This is a genomic window from Sphingobacterium sp. UT-1RO-CII-1 (assembly GCF_026711005.1).
GTDB lineage: Bacteria > Bacteroidota > Bacteroidia > Sphingobacteriales > Sphingobacteriaceae > Sphingobacterium.
The window spans coordinates 213,591-233,906 of sequence record NZ_JAPPVJ010000006.1 but is presented as its reverse complement, the minus strand read 5'-3'; the positions used below and the strand labels follow the sequence as shown (position 1 = coordinate 233,906).

Annotated in this window: 17 protein-coding genes; 14 read left to right on the top strand and 3 right to left on the bottom strand. The window is 36.9% G+C overall.

The window, feature by feature from the left end:
* Nucleotides 1-77 precede the first annotated feature (77 nt).
* From ORI89_RS14670 to ORI89_RS14650, 5 genes are all read left to right on the top strand, one after another.
* The gene (locus ORI89_RS14670; RefSeq protein ID WP_268231253.1) at nt 78-1,493 is read left to right on the top strand and encodes a sensor histidine kinase; all 1,416 of its coding nucleotides are present in this window, start codon (nt 78-80) and stop codon (nt 1,491-1,493) included.
* Between the two features lie 2 nt (nt 1,494-1,495).
* Nucleotides 1,496-2,170 carry a response regulator transcription factor gene (locus tag ORI89_RS14665; RefSeq protein WP_268231252.1) on the top strand — a complete coding sequence of 225 codons (675 nt, stop codon included), beginning with the start codon at nt 1,496-1,498 and terminating at the stop codon, nt 2,168-2,170.
* A gap of 61 nt (nt 2,171-2,231) precedes the next feature.
* The gene (pncA, locus tag ORI89_RS14660) at nt 2,232-2,822 is read left to right on the top strand and encodes a bifunctional nicotinamidase/pyrazinamidase (protein WP_268231251.1); all 591 of its coding nucleotides are present in this window, start codon (nt 2,232-2,234) and stop codon (nt 2,820-2,822) included.
* A 106-nt stretch (nt 2,823-2,928) separates the two neighbouring features.
* Nucleotides 2,929-3,471 carry a TetR/AcrR family transcriptional regulator gene (locus tag ORI89_RS14655; RefSeq protein ID WP_268231250.1) on the top strand — a complete coding sequence of 181 codons (543 nt, stop codon included), beginning with the start codon at nt 2,929-2,931 and terminating at the stop codon, nt 3,469-3,471.
* Between the two features lie 82 nt (nt 3,472-3,553).
* Entirely contained in the window at nt 3,554-5,257 is a 1,704-nt protein-coding gene (locus ORI89_RS14650) for a glycoside hydrolase family 3 protein (protein WP_268231249.1), read from the top strand.
* A gap of 88 nt (nt 5,258-5,345) precedes the next feature.
* Here ORI89_RS14650 and ORI89_RS14645 read toward each other — a convergent pair whose 3' ends face one another.
* Nucleotides 5,346-6,014: a TlpA family protein disulfide reductase gene (locus ORI89_RS14645; RefSeq protein ID WP_268231248.1), complete on the bottom strand. Its 669-nt coding sequence runs from the start codon at nt 6,012-6,014 to the stop codon at nt 5,346-5,348.
* A gap of 377 nt (nt 6,015-6,391) precedes the next feature.
* On the opposite strand from ORI89_RS14645, the gene nagB (ORI89_RS14640) reads away from it, so the two are divergent.
* Complete coding sequence (gene nagB / locus ORI89_RS14640; protein ID WP_268231247.1) at nt 6,392-7,186, top strand: glucosamine-6-phosphate deaminase; 795 nt, start codon at nt 6,392-6,394, stop codon at nt 7,184-7,186.
* 245 nt (nt 7,187-7,431) lie between these two features.
* Nucleotides 7,432-9,351: a glucosamine-6-phosphate deaminase gene (nagB, locus tag ORI89_RS14635; RefSeq protein WP_268231246.1), complete on the top strand. Its 1,920-nt coding sequence runs from the start codon at nt 7,432-7,434 to the stop codon at nt 9,349-9,351.
* 81 nt (nt 9,352-9,432) lie between these two features.
* Here nagB (ORI89_RS14635) and ORI89_RS14630 read toward each other — a convergent pair whose 3' ends face one another.
* Nucleotides 9,433-10,251 carry an AraC family transcriptional regulator gene (locus tag ORI89_RS14630; protein ID WP_268231245.1) on the bottom strand — a complete coding sequence of 273 codons (819 nt, stop codon included), beginning with the start codon at nt 10,249-10,251 and terminating at the stop codon, nt 9,433-9,435.
* Between the two features lie 235 nt (nt 10,252-10,486).
* Here ORI89_RS14630 and ORI89_RS14625 point away from each other — a divergent pair, with 235 nt between their 5' ends.
* From ORI89_RS14625 to ORI89_RS14615, 3 genes are all read left to right on the top strand, one after another.
* Nucleotides 10,487-13,627: a SusC/RagA family TonB-linked outer membrane protein gene (locus ORI89_RS14625; protein WP_268231244.1), complete on the top strand. Its 3,141-nt coding sequence runs from the start codon at nt 10,487-10,489 to the stop codon at nt 13,625-13,627.
* An 8-nt stretch (nt 13,628-13,635) separates the two neighbouring features.
* Complete coding sequence (locus ORI89_RS14620) at nt 13,636-15,147, top strand: SusD/RagB family nutrient-binding outer membrane lipoprotein (protein ID WP_268231243.1); 1,512 nt, start codon at nt 13,636-13,638, stop codon at nt 15,145-15,147.
* Between the two features lie 343 nt (nt 15,148-15,490).
* Entirely contained in the window at nt 15,491-16,774 is a 1,284-nt protein-coding gene (locus tag ORI89_RS14615) for a PepSY-associated TM helix domain-containing protein (RefSeq protein ID WP_268231242.1), read from the top strand.
* Nucleotides 16,775-16,826: 52 nt separating this feature from the next.
* Here ORI89_RS14615 and ORI89_RS14610 read toward each other — a convergent pair whose 3' ends face one another.
* The gene (locus ORI89_RS14610; RefSeq protein WP_268231241.1) at nt 16,827-17,174 is read right to left on the bottom strand and encodes a phage holin family protein; all 348 of its coding nucleotides are present in this window, start codon (nt 17,172-17,174) and stop codon (nt 16,827-16,829) included.
* Between the two features lie 89 nt (nt 17,175-17,263).
* Here ORI89_RS14610 and ORI89_RS14605 point away from each other — a divergent pair, with 89 nt between their 5' ends.
* The 4 genes from ORI89_RS14605 to ORI89_RS14590 all read left to right on the top strand — a co-directional run bounded on the left by ORI89_RS14605 (nt 17,264) and on the right by ORI89_RS14590 (nt 20,213).
* A complete protein-coding gene (locus tag ORI89_RS14605) occupies nt 17,264-17,605 on the top strand; it encodes a PadR family transcriptional regulator (RefSeq protein WP_268231240.1) in 342 nt (113 codons plus the stop codon).
* A 3-nt stretch (nt 17,606-17,608) separates the two neighbouring features.
* Nucleotides 17,609-18,289 carry a hypothetical protein gene (locus tag ORI89_RS14600; protein WP_268231239.1) on the top strand — a complete coding sequence of 227 codons (681 nt, stop codon included), beginning with the start codon at nt 17,609-17,611 and terminating at the stop codon, nt 18,287-18,289.
* A 102-nt stretch (nt 18,290-18,391) separates the two neighbouring features.
* Nucleotides 18,392-18,823: a DUF2147 domain-containing protein gene (locus ORI89_RS14595; RefSeq protein WP_268231238.1), complete on the top strand. Its 432-nt coding sequence runs from the start codon at nt 18,392-18,394 to the stop codon at nt 18,821-18,823.
* Nucleotides 18,824-18,965: 142 nt separating this feature from the next.
* On the top strand, nt 18,966-20,213 hold the full coding sequence (locus tag ORI89_RS14590; protein WP_268231237.1) for an ABC transporter permease: 1,248 nt from the start codon (nt 18,966-18,968) through the stop codon (nt 20,211-20,213).
* Nucleotides 20,214-20,316 lie beyond the last annotated feature (103 nt).

Below are 20,316 nucleotides of genomic sequence, written 5' to 3'. Positions count from 1 at the left end.
TAATCAGTGTTATATTTTGTTAAAACTAACTAATTGCTTATGCGAAGCAAATCTACTAATTTAAATTTGTATTAATAATGTTAAAAAAGTATAAAATACTGTTGCTCATAATAGCTTTAACGGCTGGTGGTATTACCACTGTGCTTTCGTTGTGGCTTTATAGTAATTATAAAAGTGAACGCACTTTGTTGGTAGGTACAGTTGAAAGGTCGCTGTTTAATGTGCTTCAGAATTATTATCATAATGAGTTTTTAAGTGATAATGATAGAGCTCAGGAAGATTCAGTCAGACGGCATAAGTTTTTACTGAATTTGGTTGGTGGGGTTTATCCCAATCTTGATTTATCTAAGTTGAAAGCGACCTTAGATACAATGGACTTTCATAAGTCTAAAAGTAAGAAGCAGCGTGCGACCCCAAAAAATGAGGCACCGGCTGAATTGTTGCCTCTGTATTTATTGGAGCGGCTTGATTTTAATGATAGCTTGGTGACTAATTTGGAAGGACGCTTGGGGAAAGCCTTGGAAAGGAATAAGATTGATATGGAGTTCAAGTTGATGATTGATGTTATTCCTCAAGATGAGATTGGTGCTTATGTGGCAACAAGGAAGGTTCCGATTGGTTTGATGACTCGGCCAATTTTAGTGAGCCCTGAGGGAGATGAGTATTTGGTTGCGAAGTTTAATAATCCTTGGCCTTATCTTTTATCAAGATTGGCGATGCAGCTGTCCTTCTCTTTTCTTTTGTTAGCAGGAGTAATAGGAACGTTTCAGTATTTGTTTAAAACCATTAAGAAGCAGGATGAGCTTGCTTCTTTACGGAGATCATTTGTTAATAATATGACACATGAATTAAAAACACCAGTAGCAACAGTTATGGCAGCTGTAGAGGCTATTCAGCGCTTTGTGAATAAAGATGACAAAGAACGAATGGAGAAGTACCTTGAGCTTTCTAAAGCTGAGCTCGATCATTTGAGTGCGATGATAGAGAAAGTTATGGAGGTTGATGTGGATGAAAGGAATAGGGTGGAGTTGGTAAAGAAGGAATTTGATTTAGTAGCTGTGGCAAAAGCCTGTGTGGAGACAGTAGAAATTAGTGCTGGTAAAGAACTTCATGTCGAGTTTTTCGAAAAAGAGCCGGTTATCTTGTTGGAAGCAGATGAGTTGCACGTTAAAAATGTTATTAGTAATCTCTTAGATAATGCAGTGAAGTATTCGGCAGAGCCAGTTTTTATTGAGATTACGCTTGATATTTTACAAAATACTGTGGAGATAAGTGTGCGTGATAAAGGGAAAGGGATCGATAAAGAACATTTTAAGAGTATTTTTGATCCTTTTTATCGAGTTCAAGAGGGGAATATTTACGATGTTAAGGGCTTTGGGCTGGGGCTATCTTATGTTAAGCAAATCGTTGAACAGCACGGTGGAAATGTTCATGTGAAAAGTGAGCGTGGGAAAGGGAGTGAGTTTGTGGTGAGTTTACCTAAAAAAGTTTAGTTATGATGACTGTTTTATATGTGGAAGATGAACAAAATTTAGCACTCATTGTTTCTGATAGCTTAGAATCACATGGGTTTTCTGTAGTGCATAAAGGAAATGGGGTGGAAGCTTTGGCCGCTTTTAAGCATATTAAACCTGATGTTGTTGTGCTCGATGTAATGATGCCCTTGATGGACGGCTTTACAGTAGCAGAGGAGATTCGAAAACTGGATGTACAAACACCTATTTTGTTTTTAACCGCCATGACTCAGACGGAAGATGTCGTCAGAGGGTTTAATCTGGGTGGAGATGATTATGTTAGAAAACCTTTTAAAATAGAGGAGCTTATTGTTCGTATTGAAGCATTAACGAGGAAAAATGGCTATGTAAGCGACTCGAGAATATATATAATAGGGAAGTATAAGTTAGATACGCATAAGTCAAGTCTTGAATTTGAGGGAGAAGTGGAAAAGTTGTCGTTTCGAGAGATGGAGTTGATACGAAGGCTTTTTGAAAGTAAAGATAGAGTGCTCCCTAGGGAAGAAATTATAAAAGCTTATTGGGATAATAACACTTATTTTACAGGGCGTAGCTTAGATGTGTTTATTAGTAGGATACGTAAGTATCTAGCGGCAGATAGTCGTATAAAGATTACAAATGTTCGTGGCGTTGGCTATATGTTGACAATTGATTGAGCATTGAAAATTTTACAAAAGAGAGATTTGATATATTGCATGTATTCGGTATTTTTCCTATATGAAGGCATTAATAATTGTTGATATGCAAAATGACTTTTTGCCAGGAGGTAAATTGGCTGTGCAAGGTGGAGATTTGATAATACCTGTTATCAATGGGCTGCAAAGTTCTTATGATTTAGTGGTAGCTACACAGGACTGGCATCCAAAAAATCATGTTAGTTTTGTAGAGTCTCATGCTGGACGAAAGGAGTTTGATGTCATTGACCTGGATGATGGTGAGCAGGTATTGTGGCCAGCGCATTGTGTACAAGGAACTGAGGGGGCCGAGTTTTCGACAGAACTTGACACAGAGCGAATTTCTGCAATTTTTCGAAAGGGAATGGATTGGAGAGTAGATAGTTATTCGGGGTTTTATGATAATAATAAACAAAAGGAAACCGGTTTGATTGGTTTTTTAAAGGGCATGTCAGTTTCAGAGATACATTTGTGTGGTTTGGCTGCTGATTTTTGTGTTTTTTATACTGGAATGGATGGGATTGACGCCGGATTTAAATCGGTTATTCTCGGAGAGGCAACAAAAGCAATAGACCAAAAAGGGCTTGAGGAGAAGATTAAGTTATTTGTTGGTAAAGGAGGTGTTTTACTGTAGTTCTAAATTATATTTGCCTTTTTATAAGGGATGAGAACCTTTTTGAAGATTTGTCATTATTTAGTAGGATTGAAAAAATAGATATCTTTGTTGAAATTTGTTTTAAATGAAAGACACAGTTGTAAGCCGTAAAGATAGGATTATGAGGGTTGCCCTTTCTCTTTTTGCGACAAAGGGTTATATGGATACTTCTACAAAAGAGATATCCATAGAGGCTGGGGTTTCGGAAGCGCTTATTTTCAAACATTTTGGTAATAAAGAGACATTATTGTCTAATATCATTAAATCGGGCTATCGTCGTATTTTGTCTCATCACAGAGGGATGATGACGTATGGAGGTCCCAAGGATTTTTTGCGTAATATGATTTTCTTACCTAGTAAACTGGTTGCAGAGGAGCCTTTGTTTTGGCAATTACAAGAAAGGTTGTCCCATAATACATTTTCCCGACAACAGCATGAGCTGTTTATGAAACCTGTACAGCCCATTATCGTGAGAGCGTTTAGAGAGTTGGGGTACGAAGATCCCGAGTTGGAGACGCATTTTCTATTATTATTGATTGATATGCTTTGGAAAAGAGAGGCTAGTGGGGATATAGTAAATGGTGTTCAACTCGCTAAGCTGCTGGAAGAAAAGTATAATTTATTATAAGCTTTAAATTAATAAGGAAACATAGTCGTTTCGTTTGTTCTTTGGCAATTGTTTAGAGTGTGCCGAATAAATTTGTCAATTTATGAAAAGAATATTGCTTTTTCTGTTGTTCTATTTTGTTGTCGTCATCTCGGGATATACTCAGGATAGGAATGATTTCGTGAGTTTTATTAATGAGAAGCATGTTTGGGTTGATTCGGTTTTTAATGCTTTGAGTTTGAAGGAGCGTATAGCCCAGCTTTTTTTGGTACGGGCACATACTAATTTAGGACAAGCGTATATTGACTCGGTGGCTGCTGTAATTCAAAAGGAACAATTGGGAGGGGTGGTTCTTTTTCAAGGTGGTCCTGTTAGGCATGCTAATATGTTGAATAAGTATCAAAGCTTTTCAAAAGTACCGCTGTTAGTCGCAACCGATGGAGAGTGGGGGTTGGGTATGAGGATGCCGGACTCAACCATTTCATATCCTTATCAAATGACATTGGGGGCAATTCAAAATAATGAGTTGATTTTCGAGATGGGTAAGCAAATTGCAAAGGATTTTACAAGGTTAGGTGTACACTTTAACTTTGCACCAGTTGTTGATGTTAATAACAATCCCAATAATCCGGTGATTAATTTTAGGTCGTTTGGAGATGATAAGTGTTTGGTTACCGAAAAAGCAAGTCGGTTTATGTGTGGTTTGTTGGAGGGCGGGATTATTTCGTCGTTAAAGCATTTTCCAGGTCATGGCGATACAGATGTAGATTCACATCATGACCTTCCGCAGCTTGGCTTTTCTAAAGATCGGCTCGATGAGATAGAGATGTATCCATTTAAAAAGTTGATTTCTTTCAGAGCTCCTGCTGTAATGGTGGCGCATATGCATATTCCGGCATTGGATTCAACTGTAAATATGCCGGCTTCGATATCGAAAAAAGTGGTGTCAGATCTGTTGAAAAAAGAATTGGGCTTTAAAGGGTTGGTTGTGACGGACGCAATGGATATGAAAGGGGTGAAAAAATTTTTCCCTAATGGAGAGGCTGATGTTATGGCTATTGAAGCAGGAAATGATTTGGTGGAGATTTCGGAAAATAGTGCACGAGCAATCCGTTTGGTTGAAAATGCTGTTGAAGCAGGACGTATTTCGAAGTTTGATTTGGATAGTAGAGTTAAGAGGGTGCTTGCTGCAAAATACTGGTTAGGACTGCATGATTATCAGCCTGTTAATACGCATGATTTGGTTGGTGACCTAAACAGTCGCACAGCACAGGACTTAGTAAAGCGTTTAGCAGAAGCTGCTGTGACAGTACTTAAGTCTGAAAAAGGGATTGAGAGGTCCAATAGTAAAGGAGAAGTGGCTATTGTTACGGTGGGAGGAGTTTTAGAAGAAGATTTCGAAAATGGCTTAGATGCTCATTTAGTACGAAAAAAAAGATACGTGTTGCGGGGAGATGAGGATGAGATAGAGTTGAAGAGGTTACTAAAGCAAATACGAAAAAGTAAGCAGATTGTATTGGTTGTTCACGATGCGCGGTCTCGTCCAGGTAATAAGTTGAATATGTCAGAAGGTTTAAAAAAATTTGTTTATAAGTTGGCGGGCAAAAGAACAGTAACAGTAATGTTCACCAATCCTTATGTTTTAGATGAGTTGTCGGTTGGACGAAGTCGTTCTGTTATTATGGCTTATCAGAATGATTCTTTTATGCAAATGGCGGCTTTAAAAGTTCTTTTAGGAGATATTAAAGCGAAGGGTAGACTTCCCGTTCAGGTTAATCAGTATTTTTCTTTTGGTGGAGGAATGTAGTATACTGTTGCAGACCCGTTTGGTGAAAAAAAGTAGTAGGTAGGCAACAGTAATATTTTAAATCAAGTGCATGGATGGCAACACCCTCTTAATCCAGTATCTCGCTTAGTTTTTGTTTGAGCTGATCTCCATGTAAATTTCTAGCGATGATTTTACCTGCTGGATTTACTAAAACATTTTGGGGTATGGCTCTTACGCCATAAACTATTCCAGCTCCGTTACTCCAATGCTGGAGATCGGATATGTGCTTCCAGTTACGGTTGTCTTTTTTTATTGCTGCGACCCAGTCTTCCATATTTTTGTCGAAAGATACACCTAATATCTCGAATTTTTTGTCCTTAAACTGCGCATAAGTGGCAACGAGCTCAGGACTTTCCTTTCGACATGGGGGGCACCAAGACGCCCAGAAATCAATTAAAACATATTTTCCTTTTAAATCCGATAATGAAAGAGGGTCTCCTTCAGGCGTTAACTGTGTGATGCCGGGGGCCTTTTTACCAACGGCTACGCTTTCTAATCTTTTTAGGTAATAATCAAAAGCCTTTCCTTCAGCAGATTTGCGGACCGCTTTATCTAGCCCCTTAAATAACACGCGCATTTCTTTGTAATCAGGATCATAACCACCTACGCGTTGGATAACTCTCAATGTTTCTATGCTGCTTGGGTTTTCTTGAGCTTGTTTGATAAAATCTTGCTTGGTTTGTCCGAGCACAAGGAAGGGGATTGTTAGTAAAGCTAATAATATTTTATTTTTCATAGTTAAACTCTAGATGTCTAGTTGAGTTGAATACTCTGTTGTTCTTATAGTAATTGTACTATAATAATTAATGTAGCGTATCGTTTTTAAACTAATGGTGTCATTTTTTCAAGAATAGAGGTCCAATAGACCATTTGTTATTTGTATACGAATAGGCAAATATAGTTAATCTATTGGTTGAGTAGGCTATTTTTGTGTCAAAAAAACGTCTCTATCGATATCGTCCTGTTTTGTCGGGGTTATTTCTAAAATTTCGGATTGTATTATCTGTTTATAATCAGTTGGTTTTACGTTTTTATTTCACGCGGCCTTGGTTTTAAAGAGTTATAATTGATACATTAGCAATTTGAATTAATGTACACATTATTATTATTTAAATGGCTAATTTGGAATTGTTAAGAGAAGCTCGTTTTGGAGAAATTGGGGTGAAAATTTATGAGGATCGTAGTGATGCTTCTGTAAGTGTTGCTCGTCGTATTGCTAACTTAATAAAACAAAGACAGTCCGAATCGAAGATGGCTGTTTTAGGTTTGGCGACAGGAGCGACTCCGGTAAAAGTTTATGAGGAACTTATAAGATTACATCAAGAAGAAGGGTTGAGTTTTCGGAATGTGATTAGTTTCAATTTAGATGAGTATTTTCCGATGCAGCCTGATTCGAAACATAGTTATGTGGAGTTTATGAAGCATAATCTTTTTGCTCATATTGATATTCTACCAGAGAATATTCATATACCTGATGGAACATTGAAAGAGGAGGATGTAGAAAAATATTGTGAAGAATATGAAAATAAAATAGAAGAGGTAGGAGGAATTGATTTTCAACTTTTAGGTATAGGAAGAACAGGCCATATTGGGTTTAATGAGCCTGGCTCAAGTGCTGATTCTCTGACTAGGATGGTGGTTTTAAACGATGTTACGCGTACAGATGCTGCAGGAGGTTTTGGAGGGAAGGAAAATGTTCCTACCAAAGCAATTACTATGGGCGTGGGATCAGTGTTTAAAGCAAAAGCGATTGTTTTAATGGCTTGGGGAGAGTCTAAAGCAGAGATTGTTAAGCATGCTTTAGAGGGTGAGGTCAGTTCAAATGTGCCGGCAACTTTCCTGCAACACGCGAAAGGGGTAGAGTTTGTGCTTGATAAAGAGGCAGCCGCACTTTTGGCAGCTTCTTAAGTTCTATTTGGTTTTGCAGAGCAGAAGATAAGGCTAGTGTGAGATGGTAATCATTTTAATATTAAAAGAATGATAGCCTTGGTCATGATAGTATTGTTGGCTTTTGATGAATTAATAATGATACAATCGGTTGCATTATTATATTGTTGGTTTTCTTTTCGAATTGTAATCGTTTTTACTAATGATTATCGTTTATTTTTTTAAATTTGTTATTCAGGTTGTTACATTTTAATTCTCCTTATTAAATGATAAGATTAAATTTATTAGAGGAAACTCGTTTTGAACGGGTACCTGTGAAGGTATACCCAAGCCAAAGCGATGCTTCCTTAGATGTTGCGCACCGTATTGCAACTATTATTAAAGAAAAACAAGAAAAAGGTGAAACGGCCGTTTTAGGTCTGGCTACAGGAGCAACACCAGTCAAGGTGTACAAAGAGTTGGTGCGACTGCATAAAGAGGAGGGGTTGAGTTTTAAAAATGTGGTTACGTTCAATCTTGATGAGTATTATCCGATGGCACCTGATGCTGATCAGAGCTATGTGACCTTCATGAAGAAGAATTTATTTGATCATATTGATATACCTGATGATCATATAAATATTCCTGATGGTACTTTGAAGGAGGAAGATATTCCAGCTTATTGTGAAAACTATGAGCAAAAAATATCAAGCTACGGAGGTATTGACATTCAGCTTCTTGGTATTGGTCGTACGGGACATATTGGTTTTAATGAGCCTGGTTCTGCTCCAAACTCAGGAACCCGCTTAGTGATTCTAAATGATTTGACTCGTCGTGACGCTTCGCGAGCATTCGGAGGTAAAGAAAATGTGCCAACAAAGGCGATAACAATGGGGGTTGGAACGATTTTCAAAGCTAAAGAAATTGTTCTGATGGCTTGGAATGAAACTAAAGCTGATATTGTTAAAGCTGCTGTTGAAGGCGAAATATCGTCGGACATCCCAGCAACCTATTTGCAATCTACTGATACGGTAGAGTTTGTGCTGGATGAAGAAGCTGCTTCACATTTGACACGTTTTGATCTTCCATGGTTGACTCAAGATGTTGTTTGGTCGGAGTCGCTAATTAAAAAAGCAGTTGTATGGCTTTCTCTGAAGTTGAATAAAGCAATTTTAAAATTGACGGATGAGGATTATAATAATAATGGTATGGCGCAGCTAGTAACAGAGAAAGGCCCAGCCTATAACATTAATATTAAGATATTTAACATACTACAACGTACTATTACAGGTTGGCCAGGAGGAAAACCTGGTGTCGATGATAGCAATAGACCGGAAAGGGCTGAGCCTGCTCGTAAAAATGTTCTTTTGTTCTCGCCGCACCCTGATGACGACGTAATATCTATGGGGGGTACTTTTATCAGATTGGCTGATCAAGGTCACAACGTGCATGTTGCTTACCAAACTTCTGGAAATACGGCGGTATGGGATGACGATGTGTTACGTTATTTAGAGTTTGTTCAAGACTTTGCACAAGCCGTTGATGATGACAATGGTGTTACAACTAAAATATATCAAGAAGCAAGGGAGTTCTTTAAGACAAAACAGCCAAATCAAACAGATCCTGAAGTTATTCGTGTGATTAAAGCATTAATTCGTAAGGGAGAAGCTATTGCCGGAGCAAGATTCGTTGGTTTGCCAGATGAGAATATACATTTTCAAGCACTTCCATTTTATGATCGGAGTAAATTTTCAAAAGATATTTCTTATGAAGATGATATCCTACAAACAATGGAGTTGCTACGTAAAGTGAAGCCTCATCAAGTGTTTGCAGCAGGTGATTTTGCTGACCCTCATGGTACTCATAAGGTGTGTTTTGATATTTTGTATGAAGCTTTGAAGCGCTTATCAAAAACGGACGATTGGATGGCAGATTGTTGGTTGTGGTTGTATAGAGGAGCGTGGCATGAGTATCCAATTCATGAAATAGAAATGGCTGTGCCATTATCTCCTCAAGAGGTAAAACGCAAGCGTCTGGCTATTTTTAAGCATCAATCACAAAAAGATGTCCCTGTTTTTCCAGGTGATGACCCACGTGAGTTTTGGGTAAGGGCAGAAGATCGCACAAGTGAGACTGCAGGTTTATATCATAAATTAGGGTTGGCAGATTATGAAGCTATTGAGGCATTCGTAAGGTGGAAATTCTAAAGTTTGACTAAGATTATTTTAAAGGATAAGGGGTGTCTGAAAAAGATTACTCCTTATTTTTATGTCATTTTTTGATAGTGCTTATTGTTGTCGGAGTGAATTGGGAATAAAACCGTAATATCTTTTAAATGCAGTAGTAAAGTGTGTAGAATGTTTGTAGCCAGTCATTCGAGCAACATCAGCTACCCTATAATTTCCAGTTAAAATTAACTCTTTTGCATACACCATTTTTCTTTCGGTGCTATAGCTCAATATTGTTTGATTAAAATGTTGTTTAAAATGCTTTTTTAAGTACTGGACATTGGTTCCGATGAGTTTGGCTAGTTCTGGAATAGTATAATTCTTAGATAAATCTTGCTCAATGATTTCTTTGGCTAGTATTATCTTTTCGTGATGTATATTGTTTAGGCTCCCTTTTAGATTTTCTGGATGTATTAAAGATTGGATTTGCAGGAGTGAAATTTTAAGTAGAATGATTTCTTGAGTCAAGCCTCTGACTGGTATTACTTGTGTAGACTCGCAGAGCTGTTCGAAAAGAAGATGTAACCTATTATCTTTTTTTGTTATATGTCCTCCAGGCAGTAATTGTATTGTGTTTTGAATTTCTTGCGGAATGGGTGATAGGCCGATCTTTGGATATAATATGAGAAGAGATAAATCTGAAGTGTTATCATTTTTTATAATGATCTCTTCTCCTTTTTTAACGCTTAAGAGTATGTTTTCGTTGTTTTCAAGATATCGTTGATCATCGTTTATAGAAAAGGACAGCACGCCACTACAAGCTGCAGTCAATATATTTAGTATGAAGCTGTCATCTGTAATAAAATGCAATGGACTATTGCCTTTTATCCATAGATATTTGAATGTGTAGGATGCTTGATGAAACACGTTGCTCTGCATTTATTTAGACTGATTCTAAGTCTTGTGCAAATATAGCTTTTTATTTTTCATTCTGTAAAATATATTTTAACCTCAAGTTTTCCGTTAATATTTGCCAAATATTAATTATTTATTTCCACAAGCGTTAACATGTTATTTAGAATAAGTCTAATTTTGCCGACGTGGTTTAGATTTGTTCTAAATAGGTTTTTTTGTTATCCTTAGAGTTCTATACCGTAATGTGAAATTAATCTAAATGTTAAGAATTTTCAAAAAAGATGATGCTCAGAGCGGGCTGATATTTTATGGTTATTGGTTTAAGCACAAGTTATTAGGTAAATATATGAAGATTATAGGTTTGAAATTAACGTTTATTTTTCTTGCAAGTCTGCTTATAAATATAGTATATGGGCAAGAGCATGTAATAGTAAGAGGACGAATAGCAGATAGGGAGACTGGAGCCCCTTTACAAGGAGCTTCAATAATAATAAAAGAGAATGAAAGATCAGGTGGGGCTGTGAGTGGTGCAACTGGAGGATTTATGCTTCGGGGGCATGTGGGGCAAACATTACAAGTTACGATGCTCGGTTATTTGAATAAGCAAGTTTCTTTAAAATCGGATGAACAAGACATTGTTGTTTTTCTTGATAGGGATGTGCGCCAGTTAAGCGAAGTTGTAGTAACAGGGGCTTTAGGTGTAAAGCGGTCATCACGGGAGTTAGGCACTTCGGCACAATCCGTTAGTACAGAAGATTTGAATTTAGGGAAGGCTGTAAACCCACTGCTTGGCCTGTCGAGTAAGGTTGCAGGTTTACGTATTAATGCGACAGATCTAACGACGGGAAAAACAGACCCAGGAATACAGATCCGTTTGCGAGGCACGCGCTCTTTAAACAGGTCTAAAAATGACCCTATATATGTTGTTGATGGAGTACCTTTGCCAGATATAACACGGATTAACCCCAATGATATTGCTGATATCACAGTATTGAAGGGTGCGAATGCAGCAGCTTTATATGGTTCGGAAGGGGTTAATGGAGCTATAATGATTACGACAAAAGCTGGACGTGCGGGAAGTGGAGAAATTAACTTCTCTAATAGTACAACATTCTCAAATATTTATCTTTTGCCACCTGCTCAAACTGCTTTTGGACAAGGGCAGAACGGTGTATATAGTGCTGTGACTGCTGAGTCGTGGGGGGATCGGTATGATGGCACAGAAAGAGATTTTGGTCTTCCTATCAATGGTGTACAGCCAAAGCGTATTTATGCTGCACCATCTAAAGATAATCGCTTGAAGTTTTTCGATACAGGAATAACGGCACAAAATGACCTTTCCTTCTCAGGAGGGGATTCTAAAAGTGCTTATTTCTTGTCTTTGCAAGATGTTCGCATAAAAGGTGTTATTCCAGGGGATAACTCTAGCCGCACAGGAGTACGTTTTAATGGAAGTCGTGGTTTTAATAAATTGACGACATCATTTAATGTGAATTATGTGTTGTTTAAAAATAATACAACTAGCGACGGACCTTGGTTGTCGGTTTATACGCAGCCAGCTAATATTGATTATAATGCGGCACGTGACTGGCAGGATCCTAATTCGCCTAATCATCCTTTGAATTGGTATACGCCAGTCTCAAGTACTAGAAACCCACTATTTATGGCCGATAACAACCGAAATCTATTGGATCAGCATACGTTAAATTCGAAGTTGGAGTTTGCTTATCAATTTACAGATTGGTTATCTGTTACGAATAGAACTGGTTATTATCTACAGCAGGAAGATGGTAGGGTAACCAATCGGAAGTTAGTGTCAGACGTTTCGACACGTAATATAAATGGATCGGTAAATGATTTTGGTAAAACATTTAATCGTATTAATAATGACTTGGTGTTAAATGTTAATAAGAATTTTGGCGATTTTTCCACCAAATTACTTGTGGGACAGAATTTAAGAATGGATGATATTAAAGATGTCAATGTAGAAGCTAAAAACTTACTGTTTGATGATATTTTTAACCAAGGGTCGAGAACGGGGGAACTTACTGGAGGTACAAAAATCACAGAGTTTCGCTCTTTGTCTACTTATGGAGAGTTGACAGTTGGTTATAATAATTATTTGTTTTTAACTTTAATAGGTCGTAATGATAAGGTTTCTACTTTAGATCCAGAACGTAACAGTTACTTCAGTCCGGGCGTTAGTAGTTCATTTGTTTTTACAGATGCAATTTCTGCTTTAAAAAACTCTTTAATATTAAGTTATGGGCGAGTGTATGCTTCTTTTAATAGAACAGGAAATGTGACGTTGGATCCCTATCGTTTAAACCTTACTTATAGTCAAGCTCCAGGTTTCCCATATGGCGGTTTAGTCGGTTTCATCCCTTCTACCAAAGAACCAAATCGTTTGTTGAAACCTGAGTTTGTTACTTCTTATGAAGGAGGCTTGCAATTGGGCTTTTTTAACAATCGTTTGAACGCAGATATAGCTTATGCTTATTCAGATTCTGATGGGCAGATTTTTGATGCAGGTATGTCTAGTGCTACAGGGTTTAAGTCTACGTATGTTAACGCAGGGAGGATGATTAATAATACGCTCGAGTTAACTTTAAATGGAACGGCTATTAAAACGGTTGATATGGATTTACAATTGGGGTTAAATTTTACATATACGAACACCAAGGCAAAAGATCTTTATGCAGGAGAGCAGTTTAACATTTTTAGACAAGCTTATGCGATTAAAGACCTGGCTTATCCAACGTTGAGAATGACTGACTTCTTGCGTGATAATGGGAAAATTGTTTTAGATAAAAATGGGGATGTGTTGCCATCAGAGGATGAGGTCAATCTTGGTACGATGGTGCCACCATACCTTTTTGGATTTAATACAAGCTTTAGATACAAAAGTTTCACTTTAGGTTTGCAGGTGGATGCTCGTTTAGGTAGTTGGATGTACTCAGAAGTAATTCCACGAATGTATACGGCCGGAACACATCCAGAAACAGTAAAATATAATAGAGAAGCGTTTATAATGCCAAACTCTATGGTGCGTTTGGATGATGGAAGTATCGTTGATAATAAAGATGTATATTCTAAGGGAGATAAGGCATGGTGGGATAAATATGGCAAAATACAGACTACTACTGCCGCAAAAGCTGATTATTTGAAACTTAGAGAAGTATATATAGGATTTAATTTGCCAGAAAAGTTGTTGGAAAGACAAAGCCTTGTGAAACGTGCAAGTGTTGGACTTGTGGGAAATAATTTATTCATAATAAGGCATTCGTCTAATACGCTAGGGGATCCCGAAGCTTTGTATAATCAGACAGATGGCTATACTAGTTTTAGGCAAATTCCTACTTCGCGCTCTATTGGCTTTAATATTAACATGACATTTTAAGTAAGGAAATGAAAAACACTATTTTTAAAATAAGTTTTGTTGCTCTTTTAACATTAACTACGGTCTCTTGTAATGACTTTCTTGATGTTAATGTTGATCCAAATTCACCTGTTAAGGAGAATTTAAATCTTGATGCAAAGTTGCCGGCAGCTTTAGTTACGTCTGCTAATTATGAGGCTACTACATTGAACCAGATTGGGGGCTTCTGGGGAGGGTATTGGGGGACTTCAAATGAGGGAGTTACAGCATTTGCATCGCTAAAAAACTATAATGGTCTTGCTATTAGAGATAGTAGGGATGGTATTCCTGTGTGGGAGTCTACCTATGCCAATCTTTTTTATTATAAAGAGATTTTAGATCAGGCAAATGCAGAAGGCGCAGGTTATTATGCGGGGATTGCTAAGATAATGATGGCTTACCATTATTTTATTTTGGTTGATTTTTATAACAATGTGCCTTTTTATGATGCTTTAAAGGGGTCGAGCATGCTGCACCCACGATATGATAAGGGTAAAGACGTTTATGAGCAATCTATAGAGCTTATTAATGCGGGTATAGAAGATATTAAAGGGGGGGCGTTAAGTCCTACAAAAGATGATATACTTTTTGCAGGCAATAAAAATGAGTGGGTGAAGTTTGGTAATACTTTAAAACTTAGAGCTTTATTAAGACAGTCGGCGGTAACCGAGCAAGATACTTATATTAAGCAAGAGCTTCGTAAAATTGAACAAGAAGGGTCAGGTTTCATAAGTCAAGATGCGGCGATTAATCCAGGGTATGTGAATAGTATTGGGAAAATGGATCCTTTTTTTGAGGCATATTATCGAAATAATGCGGGTGTTGCAGTAGCAAATTACACGAATATTAGACCCACTAAATTTTTAATAGAAAAATATAGTTCGTATAATGATCCAAGGTTAGAACAAAGTTATGTCGCAGTTAATGATGATTTTAAAGGTGTTGTTTTTGGTCATAATACGATAGAGGATCAATATGCTGCTAGTGTTACTTCAGCTTTTAAGGGACCTCAAGAAAATGCTGGCAAACCAGCGGGTTTTTTAAAGGCATTTAATCAATCTACAGTGCTTATTTCTGCTACTGAGAGTTATTTTTTACAAGCAGAGGGAGTAGCTAGGGGTTGGATTAGTGGCTCTTTAAACGATTATTATACTAAAGGTGTCCAAGCTTCATTTGATTATTATTTTAATCAAAATGGATATGATATAGGTACATATATTGCCCAAGACGCTGTTGATATCAATAAAGGGGATAATAAGATTGAGCGTATCATTACTCAAAAATGGTTGGCTTTAGCAGGTATAAATAATATTGTTGCTTGGCACGATTTTCGGAGAACTGGTTATCCGAAATTTCCAAATTCAATGCAGGCTACGGGGAAGGACGTGTATCCATTAAGATTTATGTATCCGGAGTCGGAGATAAATAATAATAACGAGAATGTCCTGAAACAAGGAGACAATAATATTTTGAGCTCACGTGTTTGGTGGAATGTTAGGTAATCTGTGAACATTTTTTAAGCCTCATTATGTAGCCTTATAATGAGGCTTTTTTTTTGTTGCAATTTTTCTGAATGTTTATTATTTATTTCCAAAAACGTCTACGTTGTTAATTGGATTAATTCTAAATTTGTCGGTCAATTATTGTTTAGACTTAATTCAAATAAAACTTTGATGATGTATTTGAATCATCGATAGATACGATTGCTCTTGATGGCTTTAAGGACAGGTATGTTTGGATAATGTGTATTGTTTTGTTTTATGAGAAGGGTTTGAGGGACTAGGAAAGGTTGGAGTTGATTGATATTAAGATGTATTGAATAAAGTTAAAATAAAAAACAATTTAATGAGAACGCAAAGACAGGAAGGTTGGGTTACTGTACGTAAGTTTTTTAATGATCTGCATTTATGGGGTGGTTTAATATCAGGACTTGTAGTCTTTGTGGTCTGTTTGACAGGAACAATCTATGTATATAATACAGAGTTAAGGCAGGCTGCAATTCCTCATTACTATTATGTTAAAGAAGAAGGTGTTAGGTTGTCTATTGATTCTGTTGTAAATATAGCAGAATCATCTATTGACGGCAAGGTTACGGGAATAAAGATTCCATATGCAAAAAATGAAACTATGGCTGTGCTGTATAGCAAAGCTGAAAAAAATAGAGAAAAGGCAGAGGTATCAACTGGTAAGTCTGATTCGGAAGGTAGCGGTGTAAAAACTCCAGTTTCGACACAAGGAGGAGGAAGAAAGCGTTCAAATATTTTAATGATTAATCCATATAGTGGGGAGGTAATTGGAGATGCAAGTGAAGAGAAGACAAAAACTGCTGAGTTTATGGGGAAAATGTTCTCTTTACATCGATGGTTACTTTTGAACGAGGTGAAAGAACCTATTTTTGCAGGAATAGAGAATAGAAAATTAGGTTCATGGATATCTGGGGGAGCTACGTTATTGTTTTTATTTGGCGTTTTAAGCGGTCTTGTAATTTGGTTTCCAAAGAAGATGCGTTCCTGGAAAAATGGTTTGAAGATTCGGTGGACTGCCAATTGGAAAAGAATTAATCATGATCTTCATAACACATTAGGTCTGTACACATGGATTTTTCTTTTTTTAATGTCTGTTACAGGGCCATTTTGGTCTTTTGATTGGTATAGGGAAGGTTGGCAAAAAACTTGGGGAACATATCAAGACCCTAATTTGAGGAGAGATGAAACCAAGCTACTTTCAGTTTTGTTGGATAACTCGGCAGCTATGAATGTAGACGAACTAATTCTGGCGGTTAACAGAGTGTTACCATATAAAGGAGATATTACAATAAATTTTGCGAAGGATAGTACAGGAACTGTTTCTGTAAGTAAGAATAGGGTTGGCTTTTTTGCGCCGTCTGCAGGTGATAAGCTGGTGTTAGATCAGTATTCAGGAGCAGTGTTAGAAAAGGATGTATTTCGTGAAAAGCCATTACGAAATCGAATAGGTTCTTCGGTAAAGGCTTTACATATAGGAGATGTCTATGGGCAGTTTTCCAAGTTGCTTTTTTTCATAAGTTGTCTAGTAGCAACCTCGTTGCCCGTAACGGGAGTTTTTATATGGATAAATAAGATGAAGAAAAGACCTAAAAAGAGGAAATAATGTGAAGAGGTTATTTGGCATGTCAAATAACCTCTTTGTTCATCGTACTTTTTTAACGTTTGTTGCCAAGCATTTTATCTATTATAATTTCTAGAATAGCGACAACAATTGCAAAGAGAGCTGCTGTCCAAAAACCATCTATATTAAATTTATTTCCCATTATATTGTCACTGAGCATAATCATAAGCACTGTGATAATAAAAGATATCAATCCAAAAGTTAACCAATTAATTGGGAATGTGAAAAGTCGTAAAACTCCTCCAATAAAGGCATTTACGAAACCAATTACCAAACCTGTAATAATAGCCCAGCCAAAACCTGCGACATGTGCGCCCGGAACTATATATGCTGCAACAGCGATGACGATTCCAGTAATAAATAAACTAATAATAAATCTCATTTTATTTTTTCTAAGGGTAATAAAAAAGATATCTCAAAAAAAGTGCCAGTTTAACTTATATACATAAGAAGTTTATGTATGTTTGCTATATGGCTAAGAATGAATTGAAATTACTTAATGGTACACTGCAGACTATTGTTTTAAAGTTACTTAGCACCAAGGAGCACATGTATGGTTATGAAATAACTCAGACGGTAAAGACTCTTACGGAAGATGATATTCAGATAACCGAAGGCGCTTTATATCCTGCGCTGCATAAACTCGAGGCTGAAGGGTTATTAGAAACGACGGTTAAAGTTGTGGATGGTAGAGCACGTAAATATTATCGTTTGACAGAGAAAGGTAAACTTGAAGCTCCTGAAAAATTGTCTGACGCACTGAGTTTTGTTGATAGACTTCATCAAATATTAACGTTAAAACCAAGTTTTTAAATTATGAAAAAAAAGTTGAGTAAAGAAGAACTGAAACTCTTGGTTAGGTTTATACAGAAGCGGGGTTTTGTAGAGCTTGATATCCAGCTGGAGATACTAGATCATTTTGCCTGTAAGGTCGAGGAAATTCTTTCGGAAGAGCCTAATTTAGCATTGTCTGATGCTATGGCTCGGGCGCATGCGTCATTTGGCGTTATGGGATTCTCTACAATTGTAGATTCCTATTTGAATGGAATACAAGTCTCTTTTTTAAGGACATTAAAAAGTGAATTTTTTCATTTTATGAAATCTTTGCAAGGACAGTTGCTGTTAATCGCATATGTTTTTGTTTATATTTTGATAGTGCAAAATGCCAATTTAAAACTTATGCAATGGTTTCTTGTAGGGAGCTTATTGACCAACTTTATACTAACGATAATTGTATTGAATAAGGGATGGAAAAAGCGTAAGCTGTCGATACGACTAAGCTCTTTTAATGGTATTATTTTTCCTTTTTATATTTTAGTCTTTAATCTAAGTATGCAGATGATTTCTCATATCAATTCTGGTTTTCTAATGGATATAAAGTGGAGGGGAGGGGTTATCATTCTGTTACTTTGGGTTATGTCAGTTGTGAGTTGTATTGTTGAACGTATAATTGAAAAGGAACTTTTAAGACTTCAAAAAGACGAAATACTGGCTTAGCAATGAGAATTTATTGTGGAGTTTAATTGTTTTTTATAACAACTTATTATGCTGGCATAGTAAGATTTTGTAAATTGAGTGCAATTTATAAATATGTAAAGTATGAAAAAAATCGTTTTAATATGTTTTGCATTAGTATGTATAACATTGAGTTTTGCACAGGGTAATATTGCTGGTCATTGGGCGACTATTGATGATTCAACAGGAGAAAAGAAGGCAATAGTTGAAATTTATAAAGCAAACGATGGGGCTTATTATGGTAAAATTGTAAGTTTATTCGGTCAGGTAAATCATACTACTTGTGTAAAATGTAAGGGTAAATTAAAAGATAAACCTTTAGTCGGTATGTTGATTATTAAAGGAATGAAAGAGTCAGGTGATGAGCTTACTGGTGGGACTATTCTTGATCCTGCGTCAGGTAAAGAATATAAGTGCGATATTCGTCGAGAAGCTGATGAGTTGCATGTCCGTGGATATGTGATGAATCGTCTCTTCGGTAGAAGCCAAGTTTGGAAAAAAATTAAAATGAATTAATTGTAAAGACAGTTTTAAAGTGAGGGTAATTTGGACTCATCAGAAGGTGCGCATGAAATATTATATTAAAAGGCTTAACTAAAAAGATTAAGCCTTTTGTATTTATGCTAAAAATCGAGTATTTTGGTACAAAGTATTTTCGATGTCAGTAAATATGTCTTACCGTGAAAATGTCAAACTTGCCTTGCAATCTATTGTAAGCAACAAGTTGAGAACATTTCTAACAGCATTAATCATTGCTATTGGTATAATGGCTTTAATTGGGGTGTTGACATCCATTGATGCTATTCAAAGTTCATTAACTAATTCATTCTCTTCCATGGGGTCTAATTCTTTTAATATTAGAAATCGAGGAGTGAATGTACGTATTGGAGAGTCGGGAAGCAAAGCAAAGGTTTTTCCAGCTATAAGTTATCGTGATGCGAAATCATTTAAGGAGAACTACGATTTTGGAGCGGTGGTGTCTTTAAGTGCAAATGTAAGTTGGGGTGCGACTGCGAAATATAAAGGAGAGAAAACCAATCCTAACATAGGCGTAATTGGTGCTGATGAAAATTATTTAGAAACTTCTGGTTATAAGCTTGCTGACGGACGTAATTTAACTTCGCAGGACATCGATTTGGCAAGTAGCGTCGTATTGATTGGACAGGAAGTGAGGGATAAACTTTTCAAGCATGGGAAGAATCCTGTAGGTGAATACATTACTTTAGGAGGAGAACGTTTTACCGTGGTAGGTGTATTAGAGAGTAAAGGATCGAGCGCTGGATTTGGTGCCGATAAGGCATGCTTTGTGCCTTTTTCTAGAGGTAGAGCTATGATGGGGAGTTCAAATCCGTCATATGTAATCACAGTTATGACGGGCGATCCTTTTAAAATGGATGCTGCTGAAGGGGAGGCAATAGCTATTTTTCGTAATATTAGAAACTTAAATGCAAAACAGGCAAATGATTTTGAGATTATTAAATCTGATGCGGTAGCACAAATATTAATGCAAAATTTGGCTTTGGTCACTGTTGGTGCTGTGGTCATTGCTTTTATTACGCTAGTTGGTGCATCTATTGGTTTGATGAATATTATGCTCGTTTCAGTGACCGAGCGTACACGTGAGATAGGGGTGCGAAAAGCTATAGGTGCTACGCCTGATGTCATTCGTAAGCAGTTTTTGATGGAGGCAGTTGTAATCTGTATTTTAGGAGGAATAGCCGGTATCATTTTAGGTATTGTTATTGGTAATCTTTTGGCTTTAGCATTAGGGGCTGATTTTATTATACCTTGGAAATGGATGGCGCTTGGTATTAGTGTTTGTGTTGGAGTCGGTATGTTGTCGGGCTATTACCCCGCCTCTAAAGCTTCCAAGCTTGATCCTGTAGAAGCATTGCGTTATGAATAAGAATAAGGCAAATAATGATTTTCATAGCAGTTTCGAATTATACCCTTACCTTTGCGCTAGAGAAATGGCTGTTATGCGAACGAGAAAGCCAAATACTTAGTTA

What these genes read in the sequence shown, in the direction of transcription:
- ORI89_RS14670 (WP_268231253.1), top strand. Translation starts at nt 78, where the DNA reads ATGTTAAAAAAGTATAAAATACTGTTGCTCATAATAGCTTTAACGGCT.
- ORI89_RS14665 (WP_268231252.1), top strand. Translation starts at nt 1,496, where the DNA reads ATGATGACTGTTTTATATGTGGAAGATGAACAAAATTTAGCACTCATT.
- pncA (WP_268231251.1), top strand. Translation starts at nt 2,232, where the DNA reads ATGAAGGCATTAATAATTGTTGATATGCAAAATGACTTTTTGCCAGGA.
- ORI89_RS14655 (WP_268231250.1), top strand. Translation starts at nt 2,929, where the DNA reads ATGAAAGACACAGTTGTAAGCCGTAAAGATAGGATTATGAGGGTTGCC.
- ORI89_RS14650 (WP_268231249.1), top strand. Translation starts at nt 3,554, where the DNA reads ATGAAAAGAATATTGCTTTTTCTGTTGTTCTATTTTGTTGTCGTCATC.
- ORI89_RS14645 (WP_268231248.1), bottom strand. Translation starts at nt 6,014, where the DNA reads ATGAAAAATAAAATATTATTAGCTTTACTAACAATCCCCTTCCTTGTG.
- nagB (WP_268231247.1), top strand. Translation starts at nt 6,392, where the DNA reads ATGGCTAATTTGGAATTGTTAAGAGAAGCTCGTTTTGGAGAAATTGGG.
- nagB (WP_268231246.1), top strand. Translation starts at nt 7,432, where the DNA reads ATGATAAGATTAAATTTATTAGAGGAAACTCGTTTTGAACGGGTACCT.
- ORI89_RS14630 (WP_268231245.1), bottom strand. Translation starts at nt 10,251, where the DNA reads ATGCAGAGCAACGTGTTTCATCAAGCATCCTACACATTCAAATATCTA.
- ORI89_RS14625 (WP_268231244.1), top strand. Translation starts at nt 10,487, where the DNA reads ATGTTAAGAATTTTCAAAAAAGATGATGCTCAGAGCGGGCTGATATTT.
- ORI89_RS14620 (WP_268231243.1), top strand. Translation starts at nt 13,636, where the DNA reads ATGAAAAACACTATTTTTAAAATAAGTTTTGTTGCTCTTTTAACATTA.
- ORI89_RS14615 (WP_268231242.1), top strand. Translation starts at nt 15,491, where the DNA reads ATGAGAACGCAAAGACAGGAAGGTTGGGTTACTGTACGTAAGTTTTTT.
- ORI89_RS14610 (WP_268231241.1), bottom strand. Translation starts at nt 17,174, where the DNA reads ATGAGATTTATTATTAGTTTATTTATTACTGGAATCGTCATCGCTGTT.
- ORI89_RS14605 (WP_268231240.1), top strand. Translation starts at nt 17,264, where the DNA reads ATGGCTAAGAATGAATTGAAATTACTTAATGGTACACTGCAGACTATT.
- ORI89_RS14600 (WP_268231239.1), top strand. Translation starts at nt 17,609, where the DNA reads ATGAAAAAAAAGTTGAGTAAAGAAGAACTGAAACTCTTGGTTAGGTTT.
- ORI89_RS14595 (WP_268231238.1), top strand. Translation starts at nt 18,392, where the DNA reads ATGAAAAAAATCGTTTTAATATGTTTTGCATTAGTATGTATAACATTG.
- ORI89_RS14590 (WP_268231237.1), top strand. Translation starts at nt 18,966, where the DNA reads ATGTCAGTAAATATGTCTTACCGTGAAAATGTCAAACTTGCCTTGCAA.